15 protein-coding genes, 1 tRNA gene and 1 riboswitch are annotated in these 12,999 nt (G+C 69.4%); of the genes, 10 read left to right on the top strand and 6 right to left on the bottom strand.

Going from position 1 to position 12,999, the window contains the following annotated elements; translation table 11 throughout:
• The 3 genes from PV679_RS33495 to PV679_RS33485 all read right to left on the bottom strand — a co-directional run.
• The coding region (locus PV679_RS33495; protein ID WP_319684734.1) for a DEAD/DEAH box helicase at positions 1–506 on the bottom strand (506 nt) is incomplete at its 3' end.
• A gap of 348 nt (positions 507–854) precedes the next feature.
• Positions 855–1,058, bottom strand: a complete 204-nt coding sequence (locus PV679_RS33490) for a cold-shock protein (RefSeq protein WP_319684733.1) — start codon at positions 1,056–1,058, stop codon at positions 855–857.
• Between the two features lie 371 nt (positions 1,059–1,429).
• Positions 1,430–1,777 carry a MerR family transcriptional regulator gene (locus tag PV679_RS33485; protein ID WP_319684731.1) on the bottom strand — a complete coding sequence of 116 codons (348 nt, stop codon included), beginning with the start codon at positions 1,775–1,777 and terminating at the stop codon, positions 1,430–1,432.
• 704 nt (positions 1,778–2,481) lie between these two features.
• Here PV679_RS33485 and PV679_RS33480 point away from each other — a divergent pair.
• The 4 genes from PV679_RS33480 (at position 2,482) to crcB (PV679_RS33465) (ending at position 4,470) form a co-directional block, all read left to right on the top strand.
• Positions 2,482–3,000 (top strand): NUDIX hydrolase, encoded by a 519-nt coding sequence (locus PV679_RS33480; protein ID WP_319684728.1) that lies wholly within the window; start codon positions 2,482–2,484, stop codon positions 2,998–3,000.
• Between the two features lie 221 nt (positions 3,001–3,221).
• Positions 3,222–3,707 (top strand): fluoride efflux transporter CrcB, encoded by a 486-nt coding sequence (gene crcB / locus PV679_RS33475; protein ID WP_319684726.1) that lies wholly within the window; start codon positions 3,222–3,224, stop codon positions 3,705–3,707.
• On the top strand, positions 3,704–4,099 hold the full coding sequence (locus PV679_RS33470) for a DUF190 domain-containing protein (protein WP_319684725.1): 396 nt from the start codon (positions 3,704–3,706) through the stop codon (positions 4,097–4,099). Before crcB (PV679_RS33475) ends, PV679_RS33470 begins: the two co-directional genes overlap by 4 nt.
• Positions 4,096–4,470, top strand: a complete 375-nt coding sequence (gene crcB / locus PV679_RS33465) for a fluoride efflux transporter CrcB (RefSeq protein ID WP_319684723.1) — start codon at positions 4,096–4,098, stop codon at positions 4,468–4,470. Before PV679_RS33470 ends, crcB (PV679_RS33465) begins: the two co-directional genes overlap by 4 nt.
• Positions 4,471–4,492: 22 nt before the next feature.
• On the opposite strand, the gene eno is transcribed toward crcB (PV679_RS33465), so the two are convergent.
• The 3 genes from eno to PV679_RS33450 form a co-directional block, all read right to left on the bottom strand.
• Positions 4,493–5,767, bottom strand: coding sequence for a phosphopyruvate hydratase (gene eno, locus PV679_RS33460; RefSeq protein WP_319684745.1), 1,275 nt, complete (start codon positions 5,765–5,767; stop codon positions 4,493–4,495).
• Positions 5,768–5,858: 91 nt separating this feature from the next.
• The gene (locus PV679_RS33455) at positions 5,859–6,353 is read right to left on the bottom strand and encodes an inorganic diphosphatase (protein ID WP_319684721.1); all 495 of its coding nucleotides are present in this window, start codon (positions 6,351–6,353) and stop codon (positions 5,859–5,861) included.
• A 234-nt stretch (positions 6,354–6,587) separates the two neighbouring features.
• Positions 6,588–7,226 carry an HAD family hydrolase gene (locus tag PV679_RS33450; protein ID WP_319684743.1) on the bottom strand — a complete coding sequence of 213 codons (639 nt, stop codon included), beginning with the start codon at positions 7,224–7,226 and terminating at the stop codon, positions 6,588–6,590.
• A 186-nt stretch (positions 7,227–7,412) separates the two neighbouring features.
• Here PV679_RS33450 and PV679_RS33445 point away from each other — a divergent pair, with 186 nt between their 5' ends.
• The 6 genes from PV679_RS33445 to PV679_RS33420 all read left to right on the top strand — a co-directional run bounded on the left by PV679_RS33445 (position 7,413) and on the right by PV679_RS33420 (position 12,987).
• Positions 7,413–7,610 (top strand): hypothetical protein, encoded by a 198-nt coding sequence (locus PV679_RS33445; protein ID WP_319684719.1) that lies wholly within the window; start codon positions 7,413–7,415, stop codon positions 7,608–7,610.
• 85 nt (positions 7,611–7,695) lie between these two features.
• A tRNA-Met gene (locus PV679_RS33440) sits at positions 7,696–7,769 on the top strand.
• 443 nt (positions 7,770–8,212) lie between these two features.
• Positions 8,213–9,481 (top strand): PP2C family protein-serine/threonine phosphatase, encoded by a 1,269-nt coding sequence (locus PV679_RS33435; protein WP_416069860.1) that lies wholly within the window; start codon positions 8,213–8,215, stop codon positions 9,479–9,481.
• A 339-nt stretch (positions 9,482–9,820) separates the two neighbouring features.
• A riboswitch (cyclic di-AMP (ydaO/yuaA leader) is annotated at positions 9,821–9,975 on the top strand.
• An 11-nt stretch (positions 9,976–9,986) separates the two neighbouring features.
• Positions 9,987–11,036, top strand: a complete 1,050-nt coding sequence (locus tag PV679_RS33430) for a M23 family metallopeptidase (RefSeq protein WP_319684717.1) — start codon at positions 9,987–9,989, stop codon at positions 11,034–11,036.
• A 218-nt stretch (positions 11,037–11,254) separates the two neighbouring features.
• Positions 11,255–12,199, top strand: a complete 945-nt coding sequence (locus PV679_RS33425) for an aldo/keto reductase (RefSeq protein ID WP_319684716.1) — start codon at positions 11,255–11,257, stop codon at positions 12,197–12,199.
• A gap of 266 nt (positions 12,200–12,465) precedes the next feature.
• On the top strand, positions 12,466–12,987 hold the full coding sequence (locus PV679_RS33420; RefSeq protein ID WP_319684714.1) for a Pycsar system effector family protein: 522 nt from the start codon (positions 12,466–12,468) through the stop codon (positions 12,985–12,987).
• The last annotated feature ends 12 nt before the right edge of the window (positions 12,988–12,999 follow it).

The following is a 12,999-nucleotide window of genomic DNA, read 5'->3' as shown; positions in this document are numbered from 1 at the left end:
GGCGTGAGCGCGTCGGTCACCTGCTGCGCCAGCTCCCGGGTCGGCACCAGGACCAGCGCCAGCGGCTGCCGCGGCTGCGCCCGCTGCCCCGCCGTACGGGCGAGGAGGGCCAGGCCGAAGGCGAGGGTCTTGCCCGAACCGGTACGGCCCCGGCCCAGCACATCCCGTCCGGCCAGCGAGTTCGGCAGCGTCGCCGCCTGGATCGGGAAGGGCACGGCCATGCCTTCGGCGGCCAGGGACGCCTTCAGCGTGTCCGGCATCTCCAGTTCGGCGAAGGACGTGACGGCGGGCAGCGCCGGAGTGAGCGTGACCGGAAGAGCGAACTCTCCCTGCTGCGCGGCGGGACGCCGTCCGTAACCGCCCGAGCGGCTCGGCGCGCCGGAACGGGCCGGAGCTCCCGAGCGGTTTCCCTGCGAGCCGAAGCGGCTCCGGCCGGCGCCGGCGGAACCGCCGGTCCTGGTACGGGAGTAGCGGTCGCGGTCGTTTGTACGAGCTGTGCGGTTCATGCGGAACCTTCCTCGATGCGGCGCGTATCGAGGAACTCTCGGCAGCAATGGGCCGCATGAGGAGTCGCAAGAACGAGCCGAAGAAAAGACGAAATGAAGCAGGGTGAAATAAGGCGGTCCCATTGCTTCAAAAGGGGTCGGCATCCGCCGGGAAAACAACGGTCCTGGATGCCGGATCAGAGTGGGTCGGCGGCGGACTTCCTGCCCGCCGTGCCACAGGCGGTTCGACAGCGCACGCTGTCTCCGCCGGCGCTCGTGAAGCCGTCACGGCTCACGGAGCACAAAAAAGCGACGAGCCGGGGCCCGCACCCCGAGGTGCGGGTCCCGGCTACGTCGTACGCGTCAGCGTCAGGCGGGAACGATGTTCTCGGCCTGCGGGCCCTTCTGGCCCTGCGTGACGTCGAAGTTCACCTTCTGACCTTCCTGAAGCTCACGGAAGCCGGAGGCGGCGATGTTCGAGTAGTGGGCGAAGACGTCAGCGCCGCCGCCGTCCTGCTCGATGAAGCCGAAACCCTTTTCCGCGTTGAACCACTTCACGGTGCCAGTAGCCATATCAAAATCTCCTTCAGGGCAGTGCCCGGAGCCCGCACTGTGCGAGCCCCGCGTCGCCGCGATGATCGCCCCGTCCGGAGAACAGCACCGGAAATACAAAAGCGCACCCTCCGACATGGAGAGCCGGAAAGAGCACTTGAAGTCTTTGGGAACCACAACTGCAACTGCCATTAACAATAGCACGGCATGTGCGGTCGAGGGCGGCGGGCTTTTCGCTCCACTTGCCGCGCAATAAACTCTCATGGCGCATTGCACTAATTTCTGTACTTGCGAGAATAGATATTCACTGCCGTCGAGCGAGGCGCATGACGCGACGGCCGGCCCGTGGTCCGGTACGGAGTCGCCGCGAGGCGGGCCGGAGCTCCGCCGTCTCAGGAATCGGCGGCCTCTCCGGAGTCCGCCGGAGGGCGGCGCAGTTCCTCGTTGAGCCGCAGGGCTTCTTCGAGCTGGTCTTCCAGGATGACGATGCGGCAGGCGGCCTCGACGGGAGTGCCCTGGTCGACGAGTTCGCGGGCGCGGGCGGCGATCCGGAGCTGATACCGGGAGTAGCGGCGGTGGCCGCCCTCGGACCGCAGAGGCGTGATCAGCCGGGCTTCTCCGATGGCGCGGAGGAAGGCGGGCGTGGTGCCGATCATCTCGGCGGCACGGCCCATCGTGTACGCCGGGTAGTCGTCATCGTCGAATCGGTCGGTGGCGTGCGGTTTGGTCTCTGAGTTCACTTGCACCTCTTCTGGGACGCGTCGAGGGGCCCTGGCGCCTTACGGCACCAGGGCCCCGAGGGATTTCAACACCATCCGCCGGCGCTTTGTGCCGGCTCTCTGTTTCCGCGTGCCCGCCTGGGAGGACGGGAGTGCGGGGATCGCGAATGCGTGACCGGGGACCACCTTCCATTCCGGGGCCTGCGGTACCCGGGCGGACTGGTCCTCGCCCGGGCGATCCTGATGGCGTCTACTCCTCTCTCTCATCAATGTGGCGGGTACTGCTCTTCTCTCGGTGGTGCCCGGCGGCCCCTGGGGCCGCCCGGCCCGGCAATCAGTCGTGAGACCTTCTCGTGCTTCCTGGCCCCACGGCTCCACTGCCGTGCCGTGATACCGCGCGCGGCAGTTCATCCCTGCCGCGCTCTGACGACTTCGTTGGCTACAGAAGAAAACCTAGCCACAGTGGCTTCAGATGTCTACCTCAGCCACGATAGATTTTCCTGGACCGAAGCGAGAAGTTATCCACCGCGCCCGACAGGCGCCGCTGACCTCGTACGACACAGGGCGAGAGCCGGGCCGGCGGGTTGCCGGAGCGGCCGGCCGGCGCGACGATGGAAGTCGCACCGGCGACGAGGGCCTGTCCGGCGTGACCGCCGACATGGTCGGTGACCGGCTGGGTCGCGCGCCCTCCTGGGTACGCCGGACCACAGAGGTGCCCCGTGCAGATGTCCAGGTTTTCGCAAGCGACAGAAACCCGCTGCTCGGTCGCGGTTTTCCGGGGTGACGCGCTGCTGCTTGTGCGCAGTGTGGAGAACGGCTCCGAGGTGTGGAAGCTGCCCGGAGGCCATGTCTGGGCCGAGGAAGGACTGATCGCCTGCGCGCGGCGCGAGCTGCGTGAGGAAACGGGTCTGACGGCTGACGCGATGCACTGCGCGTTCGTTCTGGACGTGCACGACCAGGTGACCGGGCGCTATCTGGTCGAGATCATTCTCATCCCGTCGGAACTGCTCACCGGCGAGCCCCGGCGGTGTGAGGAGGGCCGGGAGCCGATGTTCGTGGCGATGGACGACCTGTCCCGGCTCGCGCTCAGGCCGCCGGAGACGGCGCATCTGTACGGCCTGCGTGCTCTGCACAAGCGAGAGTTCGCGGAGGCGGAGGCGGAAGCAGCGGCCCAGGCCGAGGCCGGTGAACGCGCTCCCGCCGGACCGGGCGCGCGCTGGGTCGGCGTACGCACCGTGCGCTGAGCCGCTCATGCCGCCGCACCGTACGCCGGCTCCCATCCGGTGGCTCCGCGTGGCCTCGCGCGGCGCCGTGACGCTAGCCTGGACCGTACGGCGGCCCTGGTTGGCGGCCGTACGGCGGTGGGGCCCGCCGTACCCGAACCGCGGCCGAGGCCGCCAACGGTCCCTACTTGCGATGGAGCGCGCCCGTGCGCGGGCGCCCTGCGAGTAGGAGATGCGCGGACATGGAGAACCGGCGGTTCCGAGCGGTGAACGAGCCCATCGATCCCGATGTCGGTCCTCCGCTGCCCGAGCGGCGTCCTCGGCGCGCCCGGGTGCCCTGGTCGGTGGTGGCCGTCGTGGCGCTCGGCGGTTCGATCGGCGCCTCGGCGCGTTACGGAGCGTCTCTCCTGTGGCCCACCGCCTCGGGCGCCTTTCCATGGACGACGCTGGCGGTGAATGTCGTGGGATGCGCCGTGATCGGCGTATTCATGGTGGTGATCAGTGATCTGTGGGCGGCGCACCGGCTGGTGCGGCCGTTCTTCGGGACCGGCGTGCTGGGCGGGTTCACCACCTTCTCCACCTACGCGGTGGACATCCAGCGTCTGGTGGACACCGGCGATGCCCCTACGGGTATCGCCTACCTGGGACTGACGCTGCTCGCGGCGCTCGCGGCGGTGTGGAGTGCGGTGTGGGCGACCCGCCGCGTGGTGGCGTGGAGGCAATCATGACCAGGCTGACCGGCAGGGCCGTACGGGTGACGGTCTTCCTCGGAGAGACCGACCTGTGGCACCACAAGCCTCTCTATACGGAGATCGTGCACCGGGCGCACAGGGCGGGACTGGCGGGAGCCAGCGTGTTCCGGGGAATCGAGGGGTTCGGCGTGTCCTCGCTGATCCACACTCAGCGGCTGCTGTCGCTGAGCGAGGAACTGCCGGTGGCCGTCGTGATCGTGGACACCGAGGAGAAGATCGAGGCCTTTCTTCCGCAGCTCGACGAGGTGGTCAGCGAGGGGCTGGTGATCCTGGACGACTGCCGGGTCATCCGGCATGTCGGCCGTGGAGAGAGCCGTGGAGAAGGCAGCGGAGAAAGCGGCGGAGAGAGCCCGGAGGAGAGCCGGTGAACTGGCTGCTGGTCGTTCTCGGCGCGGCCATCGGCGCCCCGCTGCGGTATCTGACCGACCGCGCCGTGCAGCGTCGCCACGACACCGTCTTTCCCTGGGGCACCTTCACCGTCAATGTCGCGGGCTGTCTGATCCTCGGGCTGTTGACCGGCGCGGCCACGGCCGGAGCCGCGTCCTCGCAGGCCCAGTTGTTCATCGGGACCGGACTGTGCGGCGCTCTGACGACGTATTCGACGTTCAGTTACGAGACGCTGCGGCTGGCCGAGGACGGAGCCAGGTTCTATGCCGCCGCCAATGTCGTCGGCAGCGTGGTCGCCGGGCTCGGCGCGGTCTTCGCCGGCGTCGCCGTGGCCCAGGCGGTATGGGTCTGACGGCGGAGGGCCGCGCGCCTGGTCATCCCGAGGTGAGACCGAACGGAAGTCCGGGATCCAGATCGGCGATCTCCAGCAGCCTGTTGTACTTGGCGACGCGTTCGCCGCGGGCCGGAGCGCCGGACTTGAACTGTCCGCAGCCCGCGCCGACGGCGAGGTCGGCGATGAAGGAGTCCTCCGTCTCGCCGGAGCGATGGGAGACCATCTGGGTGTAGCCGGCTTCCCGGCTGACCCGGACGGCCTCCAGGGTTTCGGTGACCGTGCCGATCTGGTTGACCTTGATGAGCGCGGAGTTCGCGACCTTCTTCCGTACCGCCTCGGCGATGATCGCCGGACTGGTGACGAACAGATCGTCGCCCACGATCTGGATCCGCTCTCCCAGGCGTGCGGTCAGCCGTGCCCAGCCGTCCCAGTCGTCCTCGCCCAGGCCGTCCTCGATGGACCACACCGGAAAGCGGTGCGTGATCTCCTCGTAGCGGTCGATGAGTTCGTCGGAGGTCAGCGGTTCACCGGCGATCCGATAGCGGCCGTCCGGGCCGCGGAACTCACTGGCGGCCGGATCGAGCGCGATGGCGACGCCGTCACGGCCGGGCGTGTAGCCGGCGTCCGTGATGGCGGCCACCATCTCTCGCAGGACGTCTTCGGGACGGTCGACTGCCGGAGCGAAGCCGCCCTCGTCACCCAGGCCGGCCACCTGTCTGCCGGCGGTGAGACGGGCCTTGAGACGCCCGTAGATCTCGGCACCCGCGCGCACGGCCTCCGGGAGACTGGGAGCGCCGAGCGGGGCGATCATGAATTCCTGGAAGTCCAGGTTGTTGGCGGCGTGCGCGCCGCCGTCGACGACATTGAAGTGCGGCACCGGCAGCAGCGGCGGCGCGCCGGAGAGCGCGGCGATGTCCTGCCACAACTCGCGCCCGTAGAGCGTGGCCTGCGCGCGGGCGGCGGCCAGCGAGACCCCGATGACGGCGTTGGCGCCCAGGCGTGACTTGTCGGCGGTGCCGTCGAGCTCGGTCAGCGCCGCGTCCACGTCCGCGACCGACGCGAACCGCTGGCCGACGAGTGCGTGGGCGATCTGGACGTTCACATGGGAGACCGCCTGCTGAACTCCCTGTCCGGCGAAGCGGTGCGGGTCGCCGTCGCGCAGTTCGGCCGCCTCCCGGGAGCCGGTGGACTCTCCGGAGGGGACGCCGGCCCGGACACGCAGACCGCTGTCGGTGGTCAGGGTCACGGCGAGCGTGGGGCGGGCGCGGGAGTCGAGGATCTCGGTGGCGTGCAGACGCGCGATACGCAGCATCAGGAACGGCCTCCCGGATCGGCCCCGCGATTCCTGGAACGTCCTCCGCCCGGGCTGCCGCGTCGCTGCCGCACCGGCGGCCGGAGCCCGCCGCTCATCCGGCGCCCGCCTGCTCGACGGCGCGGGCCCTGGAGGCGTCGATCTCCCGGTACGCCTGTTCGCGGCCCTCCCAGTGCGAGCCCTCCACGGACTTGCCGGGCTCCAGGTCCTTGTAGACCTCGAAGAAGTGGCTGATCTCCAGCAGATCGAACTCGGAGACGTCGCTGATGTCCCGCGTACCGGCGCGGCGTGGGTCCTGGGCCGGCACACACAGGACCTTCTCGTCCGGCCCTTTCTCATCGCTCATCATGAACATGCCGATTGCCCGACAGCGGATCACGCAGCCGGGAAAGGTCCGCTCACCGACCAGCACGAGCGCGTCCAGCGGATCGCCGTCCCGGCCGAGGGTGCCTTCGATATAGCCGTAATCGGCCGGATAGCGGGTGGCGGTGAACAGCATCCGGTCCAGCCGGATGCGGCCCGCCTTGTGGTCCATCTCGTACTTGTTGCGCGATCCCTGCGGGATCTCGACGATCACATCGAATTCCATCGCGGACTCCTTCGTACGAGCACGCCACCGGCTGTGACCGCCGGAGGAGAGCGGGCGATGGGCATGGCTCCTCCTGGTCACGAGGTGGCCAGGAACGGTCGGCGAAGAGTGCCCGCGATGCCAATGAGCCCCCCCGCACCGGCAGGGAGCGCGCGCACTTCAAGTGTGCGCCAACTCGCGTGGGCCGCCAGTCCGGCCGGACCGGGCCCGGTCCGCGTGACGGCCCGGCGCTGTTCAGTCCGCGACGATCGATGTGAGCTGCGTCAGGCTGTCGATCCGCCAGTCCGCCGCCGCGATCACATCCGGGTCGTCCGCCCACAGATAGCCCCAGGGTCCGCGCCGCAGATGGACGGTGCGCAGACCGGCCTCCACGGCGGGGAACAGGTCGTACGCGGGATGGTCACCGACATACGCCGTCGTCTCGGGCGGGGCCTTCGCCACGTCGATGACGCGTGCGAAGAATTCCTGCGACGGCTTGGCGACGCCCCATTCGCCGGAGGTGACGATGAGATCGGCGGGAAGATCGAGGCCGCGCAGCAGCTCTCCGGCCTTGACGGTCTGGTTGCCCGCGAGGACGACCCGGACGCCGAGCGCCTGGAGGCCCGCCAGCGCGGGCCGTACGTCGGGATAGAGATCGGACTCGTCGAGGTGTTCGCCGCGGCCCGCGGCTTCTCTGGCGCGATAGGCCTCGCCGACATCCATGCCGGGCTTGATGAGCCGCAGGGCGTCGGCATTGTCCCGGTTCTGGACGGTGGCCGCGCCGACGAGGGCGGAGATGGTGTGCCGGGGAATGCCCAGCCAGTCGGCCCAGGAAGCCCAGTAACGGTCGTCGCGTACGAGGGTCTCGCCGACGTCGAACACGAAGGTTTCGATCACCGGTCTAAGCCTAGGCGCTGTCCGGTCCATCTTCGTGGATCATCCCGCGGCGTCCGGTGCGAGATATCGCAAGGCGGCGGCGAGGTGCCGTGCCGGTTGTCGCGGGCCACCGGCGATCCATCGGACAGGGCCCGGAGGGATACGCTCTGCCGATTGTCAGTGGCTGGCCGTAGCCTTGCTCTCATGTTCGCTTCCTCGTCCGCTTGTGCTGCGTCCGGTGATCGCGGTTCCGTCAGGTCCGCCGCTGTTGTCAACACGGAGATCCGTGCCCTGTGGGCGCGGGCCGGCGGTGCGCTCCCGCCCGCCGAGCAGGAGCGCTATCAGCGGCTTCTGGTGGAGTGGGCGGCGGCGGTGCGGGCCGATGTCGTCGAGGCGGCCTGATCCGGCGTATCGCCGGGTCGCGCACCGGCCGCGACACCGAGTGGTGATGATCTTGCTCTGGATGGCGTAGAGTCAGATTCAACGACGCGGGGTGGAGCAGCTCGGTAGCTCGCTGGGCTCATAACCCAGAGGTCGCAGGTTCAAATCCTGTCCCCGCTACTTCGAAGAGAACGAAGGCCCGGATCCTGAGGATCCGGGCCTTCGTCGTGTGCGGCCCACCGCGTCCGGCGGCTGTCCTCTGCGTCTGACAGCGTCACCGCGCGCGGCTGTCGGTCATCGCCGAGGTCGCCGGACCGATTGTCATCGGCATCGCACGGCGGTACATGGATGATCCACGTTTCGCCGGTTGTGGCAAGTACGGTGAAGGGACGGCTGTGCTCGTACGGACGCCATGAAGGTGCACGCCGAGCGCCATCTGACCGATTGAACCGACTGCCCGGCCGGCTGCCCGCCTGGCCGTCCGACCCGTGAGGGTCCGGCCCGCGGGAACCGGCCTCGTAGCCCACTCGGCCGAAGGCGAGTCGCCGCCGGAAGCGGCAGCGATCAGCCTGGGTGGAGCGCGGTACCGTCCGCAGCCGTAGCGGACCGGCAGGAGACCACTGGTGGTGAAGCTAGGGAAGCTCGGAGAGGGCATCGGCGGCGGCGACCGCCGCGGCGGGGACGAGGCCGGGTTCTGGGCCGAGGACAGGACGGGTTTCTGGGCGGGCGCCGGCAGCACCGGCCGCGTCACCAGCCGCAGCGCGAGCCACGGTGTGGGCCGCCGCTCCGGCCGCGGGCTGGTCCGTATCCTGCCCGGCCTGGTGATCGTCGCCGGTGTGGTGCTGGATCTGGTGACGCCCGCGCGGATCACCGCCTCTCCGCTCTTCGCGGCCGCTCCGCTGGTCGCCGCGCCGTTCTACCCGATGCTCGGTACGCTGCTGGTCGCTCTCGCCGCGCTGATCGCCGAGCTGGGACTGAATTTCCACAACCAGTCGATGACGGATCCGGCGTCGCTCACCGAGCTGCTGACCGTGCTGACCGTCTCCATCCTCGCGCTGTACATCAACGGCGTCGTCCGGCGCAGCGGCGAGCGCCTCGCCTCCGCCCGCATCATCGCCGAGACCGCGCAGCGGGCGGTGCTGCCGAGACCCGCCGAGCGGATCGGCGGACTCCGTATCGCCGCGCGGTACGAGGCGGCGCAGGAGGGCGCCTTCATCGGCGGTGACCTGTTCGCCGTGCAGGACACGCCGTACGGAGTGCGGCTGGTGGTCGGAGACGTACGCGGGAAGGGGCTTGAGGCGGTCGAAGCGGTGGCCGTGGTCATCGGCTCCTTCCGCGAGGCCGCCGAGCAGGAGACCACGCTGGAGGGAGTGGCGCAGCGGCTGGAGCGTGCCATCACACGCGAGGGCTCGCGGCGGGACGGGCTTGACGCCTTCGAGGGATTCACCACGGCCGTGCTGGCCGAGATCCCGCACAGCGGCAATGTGGTGCGGCTGGTCAACCGGGGCCATCCCGAGCCGCTGCTGCTGGGCGGTGACGGTGTGGTGCGGATCCTCGAACCGACCGATCCCGCGCTGCCTCTCGGGATGAGCGAACTGGGCGCCTGGCCCGACCGCGCCGACGAGGCCGCGTATCCGGACGGGGCGACGCTGCTCTTCTACACGGACGGACTCTCCGAGGCGCGCGACGACCAGGGAGTCTTCTACGTCCCGAGCGAGCGCCTCAGTGGACGGATCTTCCAGGGGCCCGACGACCTGTTGCAGGCGCTGATCGAGGACGTACGGCTGCATACGGGTGGCGGGAGCCAGGACGACATGGCGCTGCTGGCGGTCGGCCGGCCCGCCGACTGGCAGCAGCCGGAGTGGCGTCGTGTGACGCCCGTCACTCCTTGACGGCGAGTGGGCCCGGACCTGGCGCCGGCCGGCGCGGCTGATTCGCCGAGTTGATCCCGAGTTGATCCCGAGTCGATCCCGAGTCGATCCCGAGTCGAATCATGAGTCGATTCACTGTCGGTAATCGACAGGTACCGCTGCGCATAACATCTGACACACCATCAGGAATGGCCGAGGCTTTCTGGTGCGAAGAATTCGTCCGACTGTGGCCATTTATATCCCGGTAAGTCCGATGCGAAGTCGTTAACGATTACCGGGAACGGCTTGGAATAAAGCCCCGGTCTCTATTAACGTTCGATAACGCAGCGCGGTCGTCCCAGCCGTCGTAAGAGGCGGCGCCGTGCGCACGCGCCGAATCCCGCCAGGGAACCGGGGAACCACACATTGGGGTGAATCGGGCGTCCTTCGCTGCCCTGTGCGGCAAAGAGCACCCGTAGGAGACCTTCCTGCTCCGAACCCGTCAGCTAACCCGGTAGGCGAGAAGGAAGGAAAGGAGTGCGCCCCTGTGGCGTCCAATCAGCCTGCCCCCGAAGCCCTCTTCGAAACTCACACCTCCGGGATCGAGCCGGACAGGGCATGGGGTGAATGGAACCCCACCGAGGAGTCCGTCCGCCCCGTACGCGGCAGGCACCGCGTCGCCAAGCAGCGCAATGGGATCGCCCTCAATGGGATCGCCCGTAGCTCCACGGTCCTCGGCGTCGGCGTCATAGCCGCCGTCGGCGCGGGCGGCATAGCCACCGCGCAGGACAAGCCCGCTGTCTCCATATCCCTGCCCGACACGATCACGGACAATCTCCCGGACGCCAAGTCGCTGCCGGGCGTGGGCTCCCTCGTGTCGCACGATGCCGAGCCGGACAACGTCCTGGCCGCGGCTCCGCTCACGACGGCCGGCCTCACCACCGCCGACGCCGAACAGGGCACCACCGACGCGGGCGAGGCCCTGCGGGCGCGCATCCTCCAGCAGGCCGAGCAGCAGCAGAGCGAGGCCGACGCGGCGCAGCAGGCGGCCGCGGAGACGGCGGCGGCCGAGAAGGCCGCGGCCGAGGCGAAGAAGCAGCAGACCGACGCCGAGAAGAAGGCCGCGGCGGCGAAGAAGAAGGCCGAGGCGGAGGCCAGAGCCAAGGCCGAGGCGGAGCGTCTCGCCAAGCTGGCCGCCAGCTACGCCCTCCCGACCTCCTCGTACACGCTCACCTCGACCTACGGTCAGGCCGGCTCCATGTGGTCCTCCGGCTACCACACCGGTCTGGACTTCGCGGCCCCGACGGGTACGCCGGTCAAGGCCGTGCACAGCGGCACCGTCAAGTCGGCCGGCTGGTCGGGCTCGTACGGCTACCGCACGGTCCTGGAGCTGGATGACGGTACGGAGATCTGGTACTGCCACCAGTCCTCGATGACCGTCAGCGCCGGACAGAAGGTCTCCACGGGCGAGGTCATCGGGCGCGTCGGCGCGACCGGCAATGTGACCGGTCCGCATCTGCACCTCGAAGTGCACACGCCGGACGGTGCGGGGATCGACCCGATGAGCTGGCTGCGCGGCAAGGGCCTCACACCCTGACTCAGCCCGCGGTCCCGACGGCTCCGACGCTCCCTCCAGGTGTCGGAGCCGTCGGCCGTTCCCGCACCGGAACGCCTGTGGACGGCGCACATGGCCGGTGCGTGCGGCCGGTGCCTGCGAGCGGTGCGAGCGAGCGGCAGGGAAAGACCGTGGAAAAAGGTGCGGGACAGGGCGCGGAAGCGGAATACGGCGTACCACCGAGGCGGTTGAATTCACCCATGACTGATCTGCGCAAGCTGGGCACCTCCGACCTCCGGGTCTTCCCGTTCGCCCTCGGTGGCAATGTCTTCGGCTGGACCTCCGACGAGAAGCAGTCCTTCGCCGTGCTCGACGCGTACGCCGCCGTCGGCGGCAACTTCGTCGATACCGCCGATATGTACTCCGCCTGGGCGCCGGGTCACGAGGGCGGTGAGTCGGAGACGGTCCTGGGCGACTGGTTCGCCTCACGTGGCAATCGCTCCGAGGTGCTTCTCGCGACCAAGGTCGGCCGCCATCCGCGGTACATGGGCCTCTCGGCGGAGACCATCAGGGCCGGCGCCGAGGAGTCGCTGCGGCGGCTGCGTACGGACTACATCGACCTGTACTACACGCACTTCGACGACCCGAGCGTGCCGGTCGAGGAGATCATCACCGCGCTCGACCAGCTCGTGAGGGACGGCAAGGTGCGTGCCATCGCCGCCTCCAACATCAGTCCCGACCGGCTCGCGGCCTCACTCGCCTTCTCGGAGAGCGAGGGACTGGCCCGCTATGTGGCGCTCCAGCCGCACTACAACCTGGTCTCGCGCGACACGTACGAGGGCGCGCTCCAGGACACCGCGGCCCGTTACGGGCTCTCCGCCGTGCCGTACTCCGCTCTGGCCTCCGGTTTCCTCACCGGGAAGTACCGTCCGGGGACGGAGGTCGAGAGCGCGCGGGCCGAGGGCGCGGGCAAGCATCTGGAGACCGAGCGCGGTGTGAAGGTCCTCGACGCGCTGGACCGGATCGCCGGAGCGCGAGGCGCCGAGATCGCGACCGTCGCGCTGGCGTGGCTGGCCGCGCAGCCGACCGTCGTCGCGCCGCTCGCGTCCGCGCGGATCCCTGAGCAGCTTCCCTCGCTGCTGGCGGCGACCGAGCTGGAGCTGACGGCGGAGGAGCTGGGAGACCTCACCGCCGCGTCGGCCTGACGTCTGAAGGCCGGCCCGGCGGCTGACGTCCGGGGCCTTCAGAACCGCGCAGGCCGGATCCGTGCCGAGGCGGTCCCGCCGGTGGAGTGATCGCCGTCAACTTGTCCTGAGTGCCACACTGTTGTGCGGATGTGCGGTGGCACGCACTTCGGAGAGAGCACTCGGGGGAAAGCATGGCGGAAGCCTCTTCGTCGGGGTCGGATTCGGGATCGGAACCGGATTCGGGATCGGCTCGGCATGGCAATGGCGGCGCGCTGGCGCGGACATTGCTCACGGAGACGCGGGAGGAGCTGGCGAAGGCAGACCAGAAGTCCAGTCTGCTGCTGGCTTCGCTCGGCGTCGCTGTCGCCGCGCTGATCGGCGCGCTGAGCGGCGGCGTGATCGATCCGCTGCGCTTCGGGATCGCGGGACAGCTCTTCTTCTGGACGGGCTGCGGCGCGGCGGCCGTCTCACTGTTCCTGCTGGGCGCGGCCGTACTGCCGCGCATCAAGCCGCCGGCCGCCGTGGCCGAGGACGGCGGTCCGCCGTCCGCCGCGTCTCCGGACTCCGCGGGCGCCGGACAGGCGCAGGTGAACTACTTCGGCGACATAGCCGACGGGTCGATGTCCCTCGCGCGGATCCGCGCCGTACTCGACCGGACCGATCCGGTCGAGCGGGACGTCAGGCAGTTCGCCGTGCTGGCCGCCTCGGTGGCGTACAAGTACCGGTGCATCCGGCTGGGCATGGTGTGGGGCCTGGCGTTTCTGGCGCTGACGCTGCTCGGAGCCGTACTGGGCACCAGGCTCTGACGGGCCCGGCCC

The organism is Streptomyces sp. AK02-01A (assembly GCF_033795305.1).
Classification (GTDB): domain Bacteria; phylum Actinomycetota; class Actinomycetes; order Streptomycetales; family Streptomycetaceae; genus Streptomyces.
The sequence above is the reverse complement of the archived record's forward strand: the minus strand, read 5'-3'. Positions and strand labels throughout refer to the sequence as shown.

Bases quoted from the DNA above. Each gene is read 5' to 3' on its own strand.
- PV679_RS33490 (WP_319684733.1), bottom strand. From the start codon at position 1,058: ATGGCTACTGGCACCGTGAAGTGGTTCAACGCGGAAAAGGGTTTCGGC.
- PV679_RS33480 (WP_319684728.1), top strand. From the start codon at position 2,482: ATGTCCAGGTTTTCGCAAGCGACAGAAACCCGCTGCTCGGTCGCGGTT.
- crcB (WP_319684726.1), top strand. From the start codon at position 3,222: ATGGAGAACCGGCGGTTCCGAGCGGTGAACGAGCCCATCGATCCCGAT.
- PV679_RS33470 (WP_319684725.1), top strand. From the start codon at position 3,704: ATGACCAGGCTGACCGGCAGGGCCGTACGGGTGACGGTCTTCCTCGGA.
- PV679_RS33455 (WP_319684721.1), bottom strand. From the start codon at position 6,353: ATGGAATTCGATGTGATCGTCGAGATCCCGCAGGGATCGCGCAACAAG.
- PV679_RS33445 (WP_319684719.1), top strand. From the start codon at position 7,413: ATGTTCGCTTCCTCGTCCGCTTGTGCTGCGTCCGGTGATCGCGGTTCC.
- PV679_RS33425 (WP_319684716.1), top strand. From the start codon at position 11,255: ATGACTGATCTGCGCAAGCTGGGCACCTCCGACCTCCGGGTCTTCCCG.